This window comes from Rhodococcus tibetensis (assembly GCF_024438035.1).
Lineage (GTDB): Bacteria > Actinomycetota > Actinomycetes > Mycobacteriales > Mycobacteriaceae > Rhodococcus_F > Rhodococcus_F tibetensis.
On the sequence record NZ_JANFQF010000008.1, the window covers coordinates 184,568 to 201,573 of the forward strand.

General features: G+C 66.2%; 16 protein-coding genes and 1 pseudogene. 2 read left to right on the top strand and 15 right to left on the bottom strand.

Annotated elements, in window-relative coordinates; genetic code table 11:
• The 3 genes from NOF53_RS12120 to NOF53_RS12130 are packed head-to-tail and all read right to left on the bottom strand — an operon-like array spanning nt 1 to nt 1,255.
• Nucleotides 1-255: a hypothetical protein gene (locus NOF53_RS12120; RefSeq protein ID WP_255968495.1), complete on the bottom strand. Its 255-nt coding sequence runs from the start codon at nt 253-255 to the stop codon at nt 1-3.
• A complete protein-coding gene (locus NOF53_RS12125) occupies nt 252-434 on the bottom strand; it encodes a hypothetical protein (RefSeq protein WP_255968497.1) in 183 nt (60 codons plus the stop codon). Before NOF53_RS12125 ends, NOF53_RS12120 begins: the two co-directional genes overlap by 4 nt.
• Nucleotides 434-1,255: a helix-turn-helix domain-containing protein gene (locus tag NOF53_RS12130; RefSeq protein WP_255968499.1), complete on the bottom strand. Its 822-nt coding sequence runs from the start codon at nt 1,253-1,255 to the stop codon at nt 434-436. The genes NOF53_RS12125 and NOF53_RS12130 overlap by 1 nt, the downstream gene beginning before the upstream one ends.
• Nucleotides 1,256-1,382: 127 nt before the next feature.
• On the opposite strand from NOF53_RS12130, the pseudogene NOF53_RS12135 reads away from it, so the two are divergent.
• A pseudogene (locus NOF53_RS12135) lies at nt 1,383-2,483 on the top strand (amino acid permease); the annotation flags it as partial.
• Here NOF53_RS12135 and NOF53_RS12140 read toward each other — a convergent pair.
• Both NOF53_RS12140 and NOF53_RS12145 read right to left on the bottom strand, forming a co-directional pair.
• Nucleotides 2,455-4,095: a substrate-binding and VWA domain-containing protein gene (locus NOF53_RS12140; protein WP_255968501.1), complete on the bottom strand. Its 1,641-nt coding sequence runs from the start codon at nt 4,093-4,095 to the stop codon at nt 2,455-2,457. The pseudogene NOF53_RS12135 and the gene NOF53_RS12140 sit on opposite strands and share 29 nt — an antisense overlap.
• 106 nt (nt 4,096-4,201) lie before the next feature.
• Nucleotides 4,202-5,440 carry a PucR family transcriptional regulator gene (locus tag NOF53_RS12145; protein WP_255968502.1) on the bottom strand — a complete coding sequence of 413 codons (1,239 nt, stop codon included), beginning with the start codon at nt 5,438-5,440 and terminating at the stop codon, nt 4,202-4,204.
• A gap of 253 nt (nt 5,441-5,693) precedes the next feature.
• Between NOF53_RS12145 and NOF53_RS12150 the strand changes: the two genes are divergently transcribed.
• On the top strand, nt 5,694-6,668 hold the full coding sequence (locus NOF53_RS12150) for an acyl-ACP desaturase (RefSeq protein ID WP_255968513.1): 975 nt from the start codon (nt 5,694-5,696) through the stop codon (nt 6,666-6,668).
• A gap of 12 nt (nt 6,669-6,680) precedes the next feature.
• On the opposite strand, the gene NOF53_RS12155 is transcribed toward NOF53_RS12150, so the two are convergent.
• The 10 genes from NOF53_RS12155 to fdxA all read right to left on the bottom strand — a co-directional run bounded on the left by NOF53_RS12155 (nt 6,681) and on the right by fdxA (nt 16,999).
• The gene (locus NOF53_RS12155) at nt 6,681-7,919 is read right to left on the bottom strand and encodes a PucR family transcriptional regulator (protein ID WP_255968515.1); all 1,239 of its coding nucleotides are present in this window, start codon (nt 7,917-7,919) and stop codon (nt 6,681-6,683) included.
• A gap of 259 nt (nt 7,920-8,178) precedes the next feature.
• Nucleotides 8,179-9,219 (bottom strand): NADPH-dependent curcumin/dihydrocurcumin reductase, encoded by a 1,041-nt coding sequence (gene curA / locus NOF53_RS12160; protein WP_255968517.1) that lies wholly within the window; start codon nt 9,217-9,219, stop codon nt 8,179-8,181.
• A 52-nt stretch (nt 9,220-9,271) separates the two neighbouring features.
• The gene (locus NOF53_RS12165; protein ID WP_255968519.1) at nt 9,272-10,672 is read right to left on the bottom strand and encodes an acyl-CoA synthetase; all 1,401 of its coding nucleotides are present in this window, start codon (nt 10,670-10,672) and stop codon (nt 9,272-9,274) included.
• A gap of 12 nt (nt 10,673-10,684) precedes the next feature.
• The gene (locus NOF53_RS12170; protein WP_255968521.1) at nt 10,685-11,344 is read right to left on the bottom strand and encodes a rhomboid family intramembrane serine protease; all 660 of its coding nucleotides are present in this window, start codon (nt 11,342-11,344) and stop codon (nt 10,685-10,687) included.
• A 54-nt stretch (nt 11,345-11,398) separates the two neighbouring features.
• A complete protein-coding gene (locus NOF53_RS12175; protein ID WP_255968523.1) occupies nt 11,399-12,376 on the bottom strand; it encodes a proline dehydrogenase family protein in 978 nt (325 codons plus the stop codon).
• On the bottom strand, nt 12,373-14,013 hold the full coding sequence (gene pruA, locus NOF53_RS12180) for an L-glutamate gamma-semialdehyde dehydrogenase (protein ID WP_255968524.1): 1,641 nt from the start codon (nt 14,011-14,013) through the stop codon (nt 12,373-12,375). The genes NOF53_RS12175 and pruA overlap by 4 nt, the downstream gene beginning before the upstream one ends.
• 149 nt (nt 14,014-14,162) lie before the next feature.
• A complete protein-coding gene (locus NOF53_RS12185; RefSeq protein ID WP_255968526.1) occupies nt 14,163-14,576 on the bottom strand; it encodes a PPOX class F420-dependent oxidoreductase in 414 nt (137 codons plus the stop codon).
• A gap of 41 nt (nt 14,577-14,617) precedes the next feature.
• Nucleotides 14,618-15,502: a hypothetical protein gene (locus NOF53_RS12190; RefSeq protein ID WP_255968528.1), complete on the bottom strand. Its 885-nt coding sequence runs from the start codon at nt 15,500-15,502 to the stop codon at nt 14,618-14,620.
• Between the two features lie 70 nt (nt 15,503-15,572).
• Nucleotides 15,573-16,673, bottom strand: a complete 1,101-nt coding sequence (gene dapC, locus NOF53_RS12195) for a succinyldiaminopimelate transaminase (RefSeq protein ID WP_255968529.1) — start codon at nt 16,671-16,673, stop codon at nt 15,573-15,575.
• 2 nt (nt 16,674-16,675) lie between these two features.
• Nucleotides 16,676-16,999, bottom strand: coding sequence for a ferredoxin (gene fdxA / locus NOF53_RS12200; protein WP_255968531.1), 324 nt, complete (start codon nt 16,997-16,999; stop codon nt 16,676-16,678).
• Nucleotides 17,000-17,006: the final 7 nt, after the last annotated feature.

A 17,006-nucleotide genomic window follows, 5' to 3' on the forward strand; every position in this document is an offset into this window, starting at 1 on the left:
TCACGCCTCCTCGTCCGTCGAGAGACCCGCTCGACGCAGTGCTCGCGCAGCCTGGTCCTCGTCGGGGGCGGGACCGTTGCCGACTGTCAGCAGCAGTGCTGCGGTGCGCTCACCGCCATTGACGAGGACTCGGCCGAGGGCGTCGGGGCGCAGGTTCGAGTCGGGGCGGTAGAAGGCGTCGTCGCCGAACTGGGCGAGGATCTCCTCGGCGCCGGGTCCGCTTACCGATCCTGTGGTGGTGTGCCAGATAGTCATTTGCGGTTCCTTCGGTCGGCATCGGTCTCGGCGATGTAGCGCTCGTACTCGTAGGCGTCGGCGTAGGTGAAGGTGTTGGACTCGATCAGCTGTGTGATCAGAGCATCGACTGCGGCGTACTCGGCCGATGCAGGGTCGAGCTGGCTACGGAAGTCGAGGGCGTTCTGTAGATGCGTCATCACGCCGCCACGCGGGCGAGGTTCGGGCGGCAGCTCGGGCACGGCTGGTCGTAGTCGGCGCCGTACCAGCCGTTCTCGCAGCGGTCACAATCCTTCGCTGCGGGTCTGGCCGCCCGAGGTATGGGCATCGACCGCCAGAAGTTGAGCAGGCCGCCCGCGTGCTTCGTCGGATTGCCGGGGGTATGCATCTTGAGCGCGTGAGCGGCAAGGGCGTCGACGCCGTGGATCTCGACCAGGTCGGTGATCGCCTGGGCCTTCTCGCGGCTCAGGGTGTCCCACGACGCAGGCAGCCCCTTGTCCCGGCATGCCTGGGCGAGGGAGGTCAGTTCTTCGTCAGACCTTGGAACCACCACCACCGGCTCTTCCCTCACCGCGGCCGGGGCGGGCTTCGGCGAGGAGGTCTGGTGGTGGTTTGTCTCAGTCCTTTGTAAGGCATTCCTTTGTGTAGCGCCTGCCTTACCGAGGTCCGGTTTACCGGACGCCTGTTTTCCAGGCCTCGGCGGAACAGGGCTCTGATCAGCGTCGACGGGAAGCTCGTAGACGGTGGAGATCGTCGACCACTGGCCGGTCTGACCGTCCTGGATCTTCTCGGTCACCATGTAGCCGAACTCGCGCAGCTCGCGCAGTGCAGTGCGGATCGCGTCGCGGCCTTCCTTCGCGGCCCGGGCGAGCGACTCCGACGACGTGCGCCAGTCAGCTGGCTTCGACAAGATGTAGGCGAGGATTCCTCGGGCGCGGAACGACAGGCGATCGTCACACAACGCGGCGTTGTCGAGGATGGTGAACTGGTCGGCCTTGCGTGGGCCGCGGCGGACGCTCATAGCGTCTGACCTGGGTATGAGATATGCTGAAGCAACGTTCGACTCCCTCTTAGTCGGACTCCGACCCGTTGCGATGCCAGTCGCGGCGGGTCTTCTTTTATTTCACCAAGTACAACGGCTACCAAAATGGTTCATGCTGATCATGGTTCTCGGAGCCGAGATCACCGGCGCGTCGGGCATCGTCAGCGGCTGGCTGCCCGGGGTCCCACAGTGGGTGGTCGCCCTGGTGTTCGTGATCTTCTTCGCGGCCGTCAACCTTGCCAAAGTCAGCAACTTCGGTGAATTCGAATTCTGGTTCGCCGCCATCAAAGTCACCGTCATCATCGCCTTCCTGGCGATCGGAGTGCTGCTCGTGTTCGGGCTGCTCCCCGACACCGAACCGGTGGGTACCACCAACCTCTTCGGGCACGGCGGGTTCATGCCCGAAGGGTTTGCCGGTGTCGCCGCCGGACTCCTGGTGGTGGCATTCGCTTTCGGCGGTATCGAGATCGTGACCATTGCCGCGGCCGAGTCCGAGAACCCCGAACGGTCGATCGCCGTCGCGGTGCTCAGCGTCGTGTGGCGTATCAGTGTCTTCTACATCGGCTCGATCTCGATCATGGTCCTCGTCCTCCCCTGGGATTCTTCCGACCTGAAGAGCGGGCCCTTCGTGGCCGTGTTGAATCAGGCGCACCTTCCCTACGTGGCCGGCTTCATGGAACTGGTCGTGGTGATCGCGTTGCTGTCGGCGTTCAACGCCAACATCTACGGCACCTCACGGATGGCGTATTCGTTGTCCCGCCGCGGAGACGGTCCGGCGTTCATGGCCCGGATCTCCAACTCGGGCGTGCCGCTCAACGCGGTGTTGCTGTCCGTGTTCTTCGGTTTCGTCAGCGTGCTTCTCAACTGGTGGCTGCCGGACGACCTGCTCGGGTTGCTCTTGAATGCCGTGGGCTCGGCGCTCCTGGTCATCTGGATCTTCATCGTCGTCTCGCATCTGCGGCTGCGTCCGCGGCTCGAACGCGAGGGCAAGCTCACCGTCCGGATGTGGCTGTTCCCGTGGCTGAGCTACGCCACCCTCGCCCTGCTCGGCGGGTTCGTCGTGCTGATGCTCTTCGACACCAGCGCTCGCACCCAGCTGTTATCCACGTGTGTGCTGTTCCTGGGAATCACCGCGCTCGCCTTCGCGAACGCGCGGTTCCGCAGGAAGGCCGCTCCCGCTACCGACCCCGGGCAGCGAGCGCGTTGACGAACACATTGGAGATGTCGGCCGGATCCTTCGCGACGTAACTCGACCCGCCGGTCACCCTCGAGATCTCCGCGAGGGTGGCCGCGTCGGCGTCGTCGGTGATACCGATCGTGACGATGATGACGGGACGCGCCGGATCCATTTCCCGCTCGAGGATGCTCAGCAGCTGCTCCTTGGTGATGGAGTCCGGATCCTCGTTCGCCCCGTCCGTCAAGATGATCACACTGTTGACGGCGCGCGGATCGTACGTTTCCTGCACGGTCCGGAACGCGGCCAGCGCCGTGTCGTACAGACCCGTGGCGCCGCCGACGAGACCGTCGACCTTCTCCGCCTGCTGGGCCATGACCTGGCGTTGTGTGAGGCCGTCGACCACCGTGTCGTAGCGCCGGATCGGCACCATCTCCCGATAGTCCTGCGGTCCCCCGCCGAGCCCCTGCGAGAACGCCCACAATCCCGCCGACACGCTGTCCGGGAACATGGCGTTCCCGGCGAGCGCGGCGTCCACCGTGAGGTCCATCCGAGACCGGTTGCCCGCCGGCGTCTCCATCGATCCCGACACATCGATCGCGACGAGAGTACGAATGGGCAGCGCCATCAACGCCCACGCACCGAGTGCGTCCTGCAACACCGTCTCCTCCGTCAGGCCCAGGTCGGGAACCTCACCGACACCGCGCCCGCCCGGCAATGGGCTACCGTCCGGCCCGCGAAAACCGCTGTCCGCAAAAGCCGTACGGGAAGACTCGCTACCGAGAACCTCGGCGACGGCACGCGCAACCTGGGTGGCCTTGTAGTGGCGGTCCGGCGCCGGCGACGTGACGACCAGAGGGAAGTTCATGAAGTTGCTGCCCGTCGGGGGCACCGTCGCAACGAGTCCCGGACCGGTGTCCGCGGTGTAGTCGACCACTGCCTGTTCGGTGGCGACGGCGACTCCGCCGTTGTCGGCCACACCTCGCAGCATCTCTACACCGATGGGTTCGTCGGTGGTGCGCGCACTCTCCTCCTGCGCGAGTGGCACCAGGGCGGCTCGCACCGTGCCCGTTGATACCGGGTCGGACTCGCCTTCGGCGAGGGCAGCAGTGATCGGCCCCTGCGCGACGCCGGTGACGAGGGGGTTACCGAGCTGGATGTTCTCGAGGTGCAGCGCAGCGAGCCAGGTCTGAGGTGCCGGAGCCTCGCCCTCGCGGGACACCAGGACGATCGGCGACGACGCGATCGACCCGGTCATCACCTCCACCGGACCCGCGGCGGTGAGTGCCGCTTTCCCCACCCACGCTCCGGTGTCGGGAATCCACAAGTCGGGGGCGTCGGTGCCCTTACCCAGTCGTCCGGCGATGTCACCCGAGGTGGCGGCGCTGACAGCGATGGTGGCGCAACCGGTGTCGGTGTCCTTCGCCTCGCCCAGGATGTCACTGAGCGTCGGCGCGATACTCGGATCTGCCGCAAGGGTGTATTCGGATAGCTGGTCGCAGCCACCGGTCCAGGACCGCACCTCTTGCACAATCACGACTACGGACGCCGCCAGACCGACCACAACGACAGCACAGATCAGGTAGAAACCGAGGGAACGGCCACCACGCTCATCCCGCGTACTCGAATGACGACCTCCGACCATCGCCTGCCTCCCAGACTTTTTCGGTCACGAGACGACCGACGACACACCCGGATCGAATATGATCCGCCACACATCGTAGCGAAGGGTGGTGTCGGCGGACCCTGCGCTACTGACGCGGATGGGCCTGCTCGAGGCGCCGGGCAATGAGTGCCGCTTGGATCTGTCGTAATCCGGACGGCCGGGTGGGATCGAAACCGGTGAGCTGGGCAACCCGCTTGAGTCGGTAGTCGACGGTGTTCGCGTGGACGTGCATCTTCTTCGCGGTCCGTTGGCGGTTCAGATCGTGACCGATGTGGACCTCGAGTGTCTCGACGAGTTCCGGTGAACCGTCGAGCGGTTCGAGCAGACTCGCGAGATGCGTTCGCCCCGGCCCGTGCCGGGTGAGCTGAAACTCGAGGGCAAGGTCTTCCATTCGATACAGCCCCTGCGGCCGGGACAGCTGATGCACGAGGTCGAGCAGTTCGTGCACTTCGTCAGCCGCGCTGGGAATGCGGTCGATGCGTGCGGGGGCGACGGCCGCCGTCACGTCCGCCTCCGATGCTTCACCGAGCCGGCGTATGAGGTTCTGCAGTTCCGCCGGTGTCGGTGTGCCCGGGAGGAGGATTGTTCCGCCCTCTTCGCTGAGGAGGGCGAGCGGCGCACCACCGCAGGCGTCCGAGATGGCGGCTTGCACACGTCGGGTCCGCCGTCGAATCCCGACGGCCTCGGGCAGCTTCGGGTTCGTATCCGCACGATACGGCGGCACCGACAACCCGATCACGACATAGTTCTCCACCAGTCCGATACCGGACTGTCTGGCCAGCGATACCGGATTACGCCCACTCAGGAGCGCCGTGACCATCGCCTGCGCCGCCGAGTTCCGTTCGCTGGTCAATGCCTCGACCTCCGCCATGTAACTGGAGGTGGCAGCGACCGTCACACTCTCTACCAGTGCGAGCAGGAGGAGGGAACCCGCGACGACGTCATCCAGATCCTCCGCGCGAGCCTTGGAGACGACCAAGTCCCACCCCCGGCGGATTCCCTCGTGGTAGACGTGAAGAACCGACTTCAGTGGTACACCCTCACGCGCCCATTGGGCCGCGATCGTGCGCAGCGGATCCAGGTCTCCGTCTGCGGGTGCACTCCTGGTGTCGAACATCTGTATACCGAGCTGCAGGCAATGAACCGTTACCTCGGTGACGTCGTTCTCGGACTGCTTACCCGGCGCCGTTCCCGGTGACGCGATCTCGGTGGCGAATCGGGAGACCAGATGACGCGCCAGCGACCGAAAATTGCGTAGCGGCTCCGACGCCGGTTGGCCGGCCATCATGATCCCCAAGCCGGTCTCCGAATTATTATCGGCCACAGCGTTTCCCCTCTCGCACTATGGCGGCTGACAACCCCCCGCACCGACATGAGTCGCCGAAGGTTACTGCACACGAGAGGTTCACGCACCCACTACTCGCAGATGGCCGCCATTCCCTTGTGATGCCCGACAATCGGACACCGGCGCCGCTGCGATCTCCACCAAGAACGCCAGCGAAGACTGGCAAGCCTTCGAGTGCGCGACCTACGGTCCTCGAGTCAGCCCGCCCCAGTTGTCGACCCGAGGGATTCCCATGGCCGCTACTTCCACCGTGACGATGTCGAGCCCGCACGGGCCCCGGCCCACGCTGCTCCCGCAACGCCAGTTGCTCCGTGAACTGCGGCCGACCGCGGAGGAGAACCTGCGACGCCACCGCGAGGCCGTCGACGTGTGGCACCCGCACGACTACTTTCCCCGAGACTGCGGAACCCCTGCTCCTAGGAGGATATTCACGGAACGGCGCAAACTCGACGACGTCGGGGAGGCGGCGATGATCGTCACCCTGCTCACGGGAGACAATCTGCCGTCGGGCCTGCAGCAGCTGACCGACAGCGTCTCGAGGGACAGCGCCTGGGCAACATGGGTGCGGACCTGGACTGCCGAGACCCACCGGCACGGCGTCGTCCTGCGCGACTACCTGGTGGAGCGCCGTGGAGTAGATTCCGTGGCCCTCGAACGCGCCCGGATGCAGAACATGACCGTCGGGATTGCCTGCGCGCTCGAAGGTGCCAGCCTGCTTCATTCGCTCGCGTCGGTCACGGTGCAGTCGCTCGCCACCGGGGTGTCGCACCGAAATGCCGGAGCGGTGTGTGGCGACCCACTCGCCGACAGGATCCTCACCAGAATCGGGGACGAGAAGAACCTGCACATGATCTTCTACCGGAATCTGGTTGCGGCAGCACTCGACTTGGCGCCGGACCAGGCCGTCCGCGCGGTGGCCGACGTGGTGATGAACTTCCAGATGCCCGGGGTGACCCTCCCGGGCTTCCGGCACGCCGCGACGCTGATGGCGCGGCACGGAATCTACGACCTCCGGCGGCACCTCGACGAGGTGCTGCGGCCCACACTCGAGGCGTGGAACCTTTTCGACCGCAACGACTTCGGCAGCGCAGGCGAGCAGGTCCGCGACTGCATCAGCCGCTACCTCACGGACATGGAGGCGCAGGCACGACGATTCGACGAGTCGAGGGACCGCGCCTTCACCCGGACCACCGAACTCGCGGGCTGAGGAACCCGGCAGTCAGCGTTCGCGTTGGGCCACCTCGAGTTTCCGGGCCACGAGCGCGGCCTGGATCTGACGCAATCCGGAAGGTCGCGTCGGGTCGCACCCGGTGAGCTGCGCTATTCGTTTCAACCGATAGTCGACCGTGTTGGTGTGCAGGTGCATCTTCTTCGCCGTGCGCTGCCGGTTCAGGTCGTGGCCGATGTGCACTTCGAGAGTTTCGATCAGCTCCGGTGAGTTCTGCAACGGATCGAGAAGACGTGCGAGGTGGGTACGGCCCGGGCCGGGACGGGTGAGCTGATATTCGAGTGCCAGATCATTCATCTCGTAGAGACCTGGAGCCAATGCCAGCTGATGCGCGAGGTCGAGAAGTTCGTGTACCTGCTCCGCCGCCGTCGGGATGTCTGCCGTGCGCACCCGACTCACCGTCGCGGTCAGTGGTACTTCCGCGGCCGCCCCGACGCGGTCGAGCAGCGACACGATCCATGCCCGTTCGGGCGAGCCGGGGAGCAGTATCGTGCCGCCGTCGGGACTGAGGGAACACAGGGCCGCCCCGCCGGAGGCCTCGGCCAGTTCGATCTGCAGACGTCGCAACTTCTGCCGCGCGACCACGGCCTTGCGCCGGTGAGCGACTGCCTCGGCGGGGTGCGGCGGCACCGCAAGGCCCATGACAACGTAGTTCTCGGCCGGCTCCACCCCCGCATGTCGGGCAGCCGACGCCGCCTTCCTACCGCTGAGCAGTGCGGTGACAAGGTTGACGGCGGCGCCGTCGCGTTCACTGTTGACGGCTTCGAGCTCGTTCACGTAGCTGGTAGTGGCCGCGACCGTCACGCACTCGAGAAGCGAGAACATCACCTTCTGGATGACCAGCAGGCCGGGCAGATCCTCCTCGCGGGCATTGGCCGCCGCGAGGTCGCCGGCCTTGGTGATGCCCTCGTGCAGGATGCGCAGAACCAGCGTCAAGGGAAAGCCCTCGCGGGCCCACCGAGCCGAGGCGTTCCGCACTTCCGCGAGGTCGTCGTCGGTGGGCGAAGTTCCTCCGTCGAGCATCTGAATGCCCAGTCGCAAGCACACGACGGTGAAATCGGTCACGTCGCTCTGGAGCTGCTCACCGGGCAGCGATCCGCAGGGAGTCACGTTGTCGGCGAAATGCCGTACCAGTTTTCGGGCGACCGCGAGCGTGTCGCGTAGCGGGGCAGACGCCGGCCTACCATCGACGAGAATCTGCAAACCCGCCCCCGAACTGTGATCTGTCATAGATCTCATCACTCCAATATGTGGATGACACCGAACTCTCGCACCATCGACATCACGCGCACATAACGAGGGTTCGCTTCTATAACTGTTTTATCACGACGACGCTCTGTGCAGGAAGAATACGGCGATTTCCGAATCGCCAGTCTGTCGGGTGCAGACGTTGCACCCGGCGAAGACGCTCCGGGCGGCAGACAACCGTGCACTGTTCTGCGACGCCCGAAAACCCTCGCGGTGTGAACCGGCACAGCCGGGCTGGTCCTCAGGTCTCCTCGGCGACCCGGACCACCAGCTTGCCGAAGTTTTTTCCGCCGAGAAGTCCGATGAACGCTGCCGGGGCGTTCTCGATTCCGTCGACGAAGTCCTCGCGGTATGCGAAACGTCCCTCCCCAATCCAGCCCGCGACATCCCGCTGGAAGTCGGCGAACATGTCGGGGACGAACTCGCTCTGGATGAATCCGCGAATCGTGAGACTCTTCACCAATACTCGAGTGAAGAAGCCGGGCAACCGATCCGGACCCTCGGGAGTCGCCGTGTCGTTGTACTGGGCGATCAAACCGCACACGGGAACGCGAGCATAGAGATTGAGGAGCGGGAGCACCGCCGCGGCGACGGCGCCGCCGACGTTCTCGAAGTAGACGTCGATCCCGTCCGGCACTGCAGCGCGGAGTTGTCGGGCGAAATCCGGGGACCGATGATCGACGGCGGCGTCGAAACCCAGTTCCTCCGACAGATAGGCACATTTCTCGGGACCGCCCGCGATACCGACCGCCCGGGCGCCCTTCAATTTCGCGATCTGGCCGACCGCGGAACCGACAGGCCCGCTCGCCGCCGCGACGACGACGGTCTCCCCTGGTTTCGGCTGACCGATCTTCAGCAATCCGGAATAGGCAGTGAATCCGGGCATCCCGAGAACACCGACCGCGGTCGAGAGCGGCGCCGCGGCCGGGTCGAGCTTGCGGAGATGACGACCGTCGACCACCGCATGTGACTGCCACCCGGCGTAGGCGAGAACGTAGTCACCGGTAGCGAGCTTCGGGTGGCGCGATTCGATCACCTGGCCGACGGTGCCGCCCACCATCACCTCGTCGATCTCGACCGGATCCGCATACGATTCGGCGGTGCTCATCCGTCCCCGCATGTACGGGTCGAGCGACAGGTAGATGACACGGATGAGCACCTGCCCGTCGGCGAGGTCGGGCAGACTCACTACCTCGAGACGGAAATTGTCCGTCGTGGGCGTGCCGTCCGGGCGGGAGGCCAGGACGATCCGGGTGCTCTGAACAATGCTGTCGACACTCACTGTGCGCCTGCCCATCCGTAGTGATCCGGTTCCGGACGCCACCCTACCGACGTCAGAAGAGTTGCTTCTTCTGAACCTTTCCCATGGCGTTGCGGGGTAGGGAGCCGACCACCCTGATCTCGCGAGGTCGCTTGTGCACCGAAAGCTCGGCTGCCACGTGGTCGATCAGCTCGCTCTCCGAGACGTTGTCCCCCACCACGAAGGCCACGAGTCGCTGGCCGAGGTCGGGGTCGGGAAGGCCGACCACTGCCGCTTCCCGCACACCCGGGTGACTGAGCAGCGACGTCTCGACCTCACCCGCCCCGATCCGGAAACCACCCGACTTGATGAGATCCGTGGATTCGCGTCCGACGATGCGATGGAACCCCGCCGAGTCGATGACTGCGACATCGCCGGTCTTGAACCAGCCGTCCTCGGTCCACGATTCCGCGGTCGCCTTCGGACACCCGAGATATCCGTCGAACAGCATCGGACCCCGCACCTGCAATCCGCCGATCGACACTCCGTCGTGAGGAACCTCGCCGCCGCGTTCGTCGCGCAGGCGGGTCTCGACGCCGCGGACGGGAACTCCCACCCAGCCGGGCCGCCGCTCTCCATCCGCCCGGGTACTGAGGGTCAGCATCGTCTCGCTCATGCCATAGCGCTCGATCGGAGCGAGCCCGGTCAGCTCGTGGATCTTGTCGAACACGGGCACCGGGAGGGGCGCACTGCCCGACACCAGCAACCGCGCACCCGACAGCGCGCGGGCCGACTCAGGGTCATCGGCAATACGACTCCAGACGGTCGGAACGCCGAAGTACATCGTTCCGCGTGCGGCGGCATACGCCTTCGGGTTGGGTTTGACAGTGTGCACGAGCGGGCTGCCGAATCGCAGCGGTCCCAGCATCCCGAGAATGAGCCCGTGGACGTGGAAAAGCGGAAGTCCGTGCACCACGGTGTCGGCGCCGGTCCACTGCCACGCCTCGGCGAGCGCGTCGAGTCCGGCAGCAATCGCTTTCCGGCTGAGGAGTACACCCTTCGGCGGTCCCGTCGTCCCGGACGTGTAGAGGATCAGTGCGGTGGCCGCGTCGGGCGGCTCGGGGTAACTGTGCCAGGAGCGGGCATGGACCCGGACCGGGATGACGGGCAGCCCTGCGGCGTCCTGCGGGGTCTCGCCGAGCCACGCCTGGGCACCCGAGTCACGCAGGATGTGTTCGAGTTCGGCGGGGCCCGAATCGGGCGGAACGGGTACGGCGGTGACGCCCGCGATGAGGCAGCCCACCACGGCAAGCACAGTAGTCACGGTAGGGGTGGCGAGGATCGCGACCCGGTCGGCACGCGAGACGCGTTCCGCCACGGAGGTCGCGGCTCCCAGCACGTCGCTGCGCGAGAGCGTGGAGTCGCCGATCCGGACGGCGTCGGGGATGTCGTCGCCGCGGGCGACGGCCACAGGATTCAGGGATCGCAGAAGCACACTGACAGCTTCTCACAGGGTCCGGGCCGCACTGGCCGGGTCTCCTACCGGCGGACTGACGGTCGCCAGGGCGGCGCCCAGCAATGTTCCGGTGAGCACCGCGAGTCCGTGAGCGTCGCCTACCGCGACGAGCAGAACGCCCGCCAGCACCACCCCGGCACTTGCCGCGCGGGACCGCCATTCCTTCGACTGCATGACCACCAGCCCGGCGATGGACGCCGCAAGTGTCAGCGTGGCTCCCGAGTTCCCCGCCCCGGACGAGGGAAAGAGGAATGCGGTGAACAACCCGAAGATGATCTGGCCGGCCACGAACAGCAGAACCGCGCGAGCACTTCCCCACACGTTCACTGCCAACGGCGCCACCCACGCGAGAACCGCCAAATTCACCAGCGTTCCTGCGAGCCCGCCGTCCTGTACGGCAACGGAGGTGACAATGCGCCACCACTGATCGTCCCTGATCCGGTCCGGAGCGCGATCGAGCGCATCGAGAATCGCCGGAAACACGAACTGCAGCAGCGACGGGACTGCAATCACCGACCACAGCACTACCGCGGTCCGGGGTGGGTGAGCCGGCAGTCGGTGCCCGACGAGCGCCTGGCCGAGCAGCGTCGACAGCACGAGGACCACTGCGAAGAGGACCGCACCGGTCCATCCTTCGACAGAAGTGGTCACCGCGAAACTCTACAACGGCGCAGTCCCGGCCCGGACTCTGTGGCAGAGCGTGTGTCAGTCCCTGCTCACCACCGACCGAAGGAAGAATCGCAGGTTCGAGGGACGCTCGGCGAGCCGGCGCATGAAATAGGCGTACCACTGAGTTCCATACGGTACGTACACCCGGACCTGCTTGCCCTCGTCTGCGAGCCGGCGTTGCTCGAGGTCCCGGATGCCGAACAACATCTGGTGCTCGTAGTCCCCGAATGTGCGCCTGGTTTTCGCAACCAGAGGCCCCACCGCCGCGATGACCGATGGATCGTGCGAGGCCACCATCGGGTATCCCGATCCGTCGATCAGGATCTCGAGGCACCGCAGATACGACGCGTCCACCGCGGCACGGTCTTTGAACGCCACCGACTCCGGTTCCTGATATGCGCCCTTGCAGAGACGAACCCGGGAGCCGTGACCCGCCAGTTCGCGACAGTCCTGCTCGGTGCGCCGAAGGTACGACTGCAGCACGGTCCCCAGCCAGGGGTAGTCCCGCCGCAGTTCGCGCACGATCGCGAGTGTCGAATCGGTGGTGGTGTGGTCTTCGGCGTCCACAGTCACCCAGACACCGGCGACCTCCGCGGCGGCGCAAATGGTGCGGGCGCTGTTCGTGGCCACCGTATTCCCACCGTCCGGGAGTGCCTGCCCGAGCGCCGACAACTTCATCGACACCTCGAGCCGGCGCACGCCCGACCCGCCGGGCGCCGCCTCGGGTAGCGCGCCGAGGTCGGCGACGAGTTGCAGATATTCGTCGACCGTTGCCCGTGCTCCCTCCTCGTCACGGGTGTCCTCGCCGAGGAAATCGATGGAGACGGAGCGGCCCGAGTCGAGGAGGTCGCGGACGGTCCGCAGAACGGAGTCTCGGTCGTCGCCGGCGATGAATCGATCGACGAGCTTGCGCGTGACCGGCGCGCCCGTGACGGCCCGCTGCACCCGGGATGATCGCGAGGCCGCGAGGATCGCCGGCCGAAGCGGATTTGCCAGCGACGCGGGCGCTTTCATTCCGACCCCATGTGGGGGTAGCGGTAGTCGGTGGCGGGCGAGAACGTCTCTTTGATCGTGCGCGCCGACACCCACCGCAGAAGGTTCAGCTTGGACCCCGCCTTGTCGTTGGTGCCCGAGGCCCGGGCGCCACCGAAAGGTTGCTGCCCGACCACCGCTCCGGTCGGTTTGTCGTTGACGTAGAAGTTCCCGGCGGTAAACCGCAGCGCCGAGGTGGCGGCTTCCACCGCCCGGCGGTCGTCGGCGATCACTGCCCCGGTCAGCGCGTACGGGGCAGCCGAGTCCACGGCGCCGAGGATGTCGGCGAATGCGCCGGGCGCCGAATCGTCATAGACGTGCACTGTGAGGAGCGGGCCGAAATACTCGGTGGTCATCGCCTCGTCCAGCGGGTCGTCGGCGAGCAGCACTGTGGGGCGGACGAAATAACCGACGCTGTCGTCGTACTTGCCGCCCACCGCGATCTCGACGCCGCTGGTGCTGCGGGCGCGTTCGATGGCCGCGACGTTTTTGTCGTACGCTCGGCGGTCGATGAGAGCGCCACCGAAGTTCGCGAGATCCGTCACGTCACCGTAGGTGAGCGCGTCGACTTCCGCGGTGAACGTGTCGCGCATCCTCCGCCACAACGACTTCGGAACGTAGGCGCGCGACGCCGCCGAGCACTTCTGTCCCTGATATTCGAACGCGCCCCGGATCAACGCGGTACGCAGCACGTCCTCGTCCGCCGAGGTGTGGGCGACCACGAAGTCCTTGCCCCCGGTCTCGCCCACCACACGCGGATATCCGGCATAGTTGCCGATGTTCTCCCCGATTTGCCGCCACAGGTGCTGGAACGTCCGGGTCGACCCCGTGAAGTGGATCCCGGCGAGACGGGAATCGCTCAGCGCCACCTCCGACACCGCCTGCCCGCTGCCGGTCACCAGATTGATGACGCCCGGTGGCATTCCCGCGGCCTCGAGCAATCTGATGGTCCAGTACGCCGCGACTGTCTGCGTCGACGACGGTTTCCACACCACCGTGTTGCCCATCAGCGCCGGGGCGGTGGGCAGATTGCCCGCGATGGCACTGAAGTTGAACGGGGTGATGGCGTACACGAAGCCCTCGAGCGGCCGGTATTCGAGTCGGTTCCACACGCCGGGTGACGAGATCGGTTGATCGGCAAGGATCTGCCGGGCGAAATGCACGTTGAAGCGCCAGAAATCGATCAGTTCACACGGTGCGTCGATTTCCGCTTGCTGCACCGACTTGGACTGACCCAGCATCGTGGCCGCGGCCAGCCTCTCCCGCCACGGCCCCGACAGCAGGTCGGCGGCGCGCAGGAGGACTGCTGCCCGGTCGTCGAAGGACAGCGCCCGCCATTCGGGCGCTGCCGCTGTGGCCGCCTCGATGGCCGCTGAGGCGTCGTCGTGGGTGGCGTTGCGCAGAGTACCGAGCACCGCGGAGTGCCGATGTGGTTGCACGACGTCGACAGAGTCACCGGCGCCGTGCCGGTGCTCCCCGCCGATCACGTGCGGGATGTCGACGGGATCGGTCGCGATGTCGGCTAGTGCGGCTTTGATCCTTGTGCGTTCGGGACTGCCCGGCGCGTACGAGTGGACCGGCTCGTTGGCGGGTACCGGAACCTGGGTGATGGCGTCCATGCTGCCTGCCTCCTGCCCTCAGATCGTGAGGAACTGTGACCGGGAACGAACTGCGATCGGGAACTTCGTTCGGATGGGACACCCGACCGCGTGGAACCCTGTGCCCAGGTTAGCGCCGGAGCGGTGTAGTCACCCGGTTTTGGCGGCGACTACACGTCGCGGGCGTTCGAGACCATCTGATGCACGTCCTGGTCGGTGGCGCCGAGACCGAAGCTGATGATGCGACGCGGATGGATACGGATCGTCGGTCCGCCGAGACCCTGCCCTTCCGCAGAATCCGCATCGATGGCCTCCGCCCGCCCCCGGATCTCGACACACCGCACCCGCCACGGGTCGACGGAAGGGACGTCGTCGACTACGAAGGCGACCCGCCCGTTATCGGCGACGTTGCGGAACTTCCGGCTCGCCGCCATGCGGTAACCCTGGATGTCGATCGTCGATGTCGTGGGGTTGTAGGAAAAACCGACGGGGCTGACCTGCAAGGTCCCGTCGGGCTGGACCGTCGCGAGACGTCCGAGGCGCTGGGTGGACAGGTAAGCGAGTTCGTCGTCTGTGAACGGCATGTCCTCACGCTAGAACCTGAACCGTGCTGGAGGTCAAGTGCTCACCGAAGGTCCTCGACAGCCTGCCGTGCTTCGTCCACCCGCTGTTCGGCCCGGTCGAGTTCACGTTCCGACCGGGCCGCGGTGTCCGCCGACGCTTTCTCGGCGTTCCGGGTGAATTGCCTTTCCTGTTCCGCATGTTCGAGCTCCGCGCGCAATTCCTCGATCCGGTGGTCGATGGTGGCCAGCGTCGAGCGCGCCTGTTCGAGTTCCGACCGGGCATCGCCCAGCGCGCTGCGGATTTCCTCCGCCTGCGCGGTGGCCTCCGCGAGTTCCGCCTTCGCGGTCGCTCGCTCGGCGTCGCGTCTGCTCGCCTCCGACTCGGCGTCCGCCTGAGATGTCGACCTCGCCTTCGAAGTGGTGACCGACTTCTCGGTCGTCTTCGGCGCCTTTCCCGAGACGACACTCAGTCCGGCCGGGCCGAAACCGCTGTAACTCGCGGCGGTCACCATCCGGCCGCGCCGGACCTGATCTGCCGTGTCGGAATCGGCCAGCGCAGCGGTGAGCGTCTGCCCTACCTCGCGTAACGCGTCTTCACCGACCTGCCGCCCCCGCTCGGCCGCGATGTCCCCTGCCCGGCGTACCAGGGCGCTCACCGCCTGCTGCCGTTGGGCGGAGAGCTTCCGAAGGTCCGGCCCCGACAGATGTCGCTGAGCGTCCCGGAGCGCCTCCCCCAACTGGAGGAGCGCCCCCACCTCATCCGGCAACGCGCGGGAGAGCACATTGACGAGCCACCCCACCGTCGTCGGCTTCCGCAGCTTCCCGATCGCAGTCGCCAGCGCACGATCCTCGGCCTCACGCGCTGCTTCCACCCGGGCGGTGCGCGCCTCGACGAACTCACCGGGGTCGAGGCCGTACAGCTCGTCGGCGACTTCGTCGAGGTTCACGTACACAATCCTGTCACCGCACACCACCGCCCGTCCGGCACGACGCGCTCACGCCGCCTCGGCCGCCGCCTCAGCGCAACCGGTCGGCCGCCGCCTGGATCCGCTCGTCACTGGCCGTCAGCGCGATCCGGACATGCGTGCCACCGCGGGGACCGTAGAACTCCCCAGGGGCGACGAGAACGCCGCGATCGGCGAACCACTCGACGGTGTCGCGGCACGACTCACCACGGGTGGCCCAGATGTAGAGCCCGGCCTCGGAATCGTCGACGGCGAACCCAGCACCCCGCACCGCCGCGAGGAGGACGTCGCGGCGACGACGGTAGCGTTCGCGCTGCTCGTTCTCGTGCTCGTCGTCGGACAGCGCCGCAGTCATTGCCGACTGGATCGGCAGTGGCACCATCATCCCTGCGTGCTTGCGCACTTCGAGAAGTTCGGCTACCAACACGGGATCGCCGGTGACGAATCCGGCCCGGTAACTCGCGAGATTGGATGTCTTCGACAGCGAGTGCACGGCGAGCAAACCGGTGAGATCGCCGTCGTTCACCCGCTCGTCGAGGATCGACAGGGCTTCACCCTCCCAGGTCAATCCCAGGTAGCACTCGTCGGAGACGACGACGGCGCCGCGCCGCCGCGCCCAATCGACCACCTTGCGCAGATGCTCGAGACCCAGCACCTTGCCTGTGGGGTTGGACGGCGAATTGACGAAGATGAGGGATGCAGCCTCCGGCCCCAGCCTGTTGAGACCATCGGCGCGGATCACCCGGGCACCCGCGAGCAGTGCCCCCACCTCATACGTGGGATACGCAAGTTCCGGGATGACCACCAAGTCTTCGGATCCGAGCCCGAGGAGGCGCGGCAACCAGGCGATCAGTTCCTTGGTGCCGATGGCGGGGAGCACCGAGACCGGATCGATCCCGGCAATCCCGTACCGGCGTTCGAGCGACTCCGCGGCCGCGACACGCAACTCCTGCGTGCCGTGCGTCGTCGGATATCCGGGAACGGCTGCGACGGCGGCGAGCGCCTCCTGGATGATCTGCGCAACAGGATCGACGGGTGTGCCCACCGACAGGTTGACGATGCCGCCCGGATGCATGAGTGCTTTCGCCTTGGCCGACTCGAGGGAGTCCCAGGGAAAGTCGGGGAGCGCTTTCGCTACCGAGATACGCGGCACATCTAGTCCTCGCCCATGGGCGGCAGAGCCTTGATGAACGGCGGGTCGTAGTCGACCTTGCCCAACTTCGCGGCACCGCCGGGAGATCCGAGTTCGTCGAAGAAATCGACATTGGCGGCGATGTAGCCGTTCCACTGATCCGGGACGTCGTCTTCGTAGAAGATGGCTTCCACCGGGCAGACGGGTTCGCAGGCGCCGCAGTCGACACACTCGTCGGGATGGATGTAGAGCATCCGCCCACCCTCGTAGATGCAGTCGACAGGGCACTCCTCGATGCATGCCTTGTCCAACACATCGACGCACGGTTCAGCAATCGTGTAGGGCACTGCCGCT

Bases quoted from the DNA above. Each gene is read 5' to 3' on its own strand.
- NOF53_RS12125 (WP_255968497.1), bottom strand. From the start codon at position 434: ATGACGCATCTACAGAACGCCCTCGACTTCCGTAGCCAGCTCGACCCT.
- NOF53_RS12140 (WP_255968501.1), bottom strand. From the start codon at position 4,095: ATGGTCGGAGGTCGTCATTCGAGTACGCGGGATGAGCGTGGTGGCCGT.
- NOF53_RS12120 (WP_255968495.1), bottom strand. From the start codon at position 255: ATGACTATCTGGCACACCACCACAGGATCGGTAAGCGGACCCGGCGCC.
- NOF53_RS12130 (WP_255968499.1), bottom strand. From the start codon at position 1,255: ATGAGCGTCCGCCGCGGCCCACGCAAGGCCGACCAGTTCACCATCCTC.
- pruA (WP_255968524.1), bottom strand. From the start codon at position 14,013: ATGGACGCCATCACCCAGGTTCCGGTACCCGCCAACGAGCCGGTCCAC.
- NOF53_RS12175 (WP_255968523.1), bottom strand. From the start codon at position 12,376: ATGAAAGCGCCCGCGTCGCTGGCAAATCCGCTTCGGCCGGCGATCCTC.
- NOF53_RS12150 (WP_255968513.1), top strand. From the start codon at position 5,694: ATGGCCGCTACTTCCACCGTGACGATGTCGAGCCCGCACGGGCCCCGG.
- NOF53_RS12185 (WP_255968526.1), bottom strand. From the start codon at position 14,576: ATGCCGTTCACAGACGACGAACTCGCTTACCTGTCCACCCAGCGCCTC.
- NOF53_RS12155 (WP_255968515.1), bottom strand. From the start codon at position 7,919: ATGACAGATCACAGTTCGGGGGCGGGTTTGCAGATTCTCGTCGATGGT.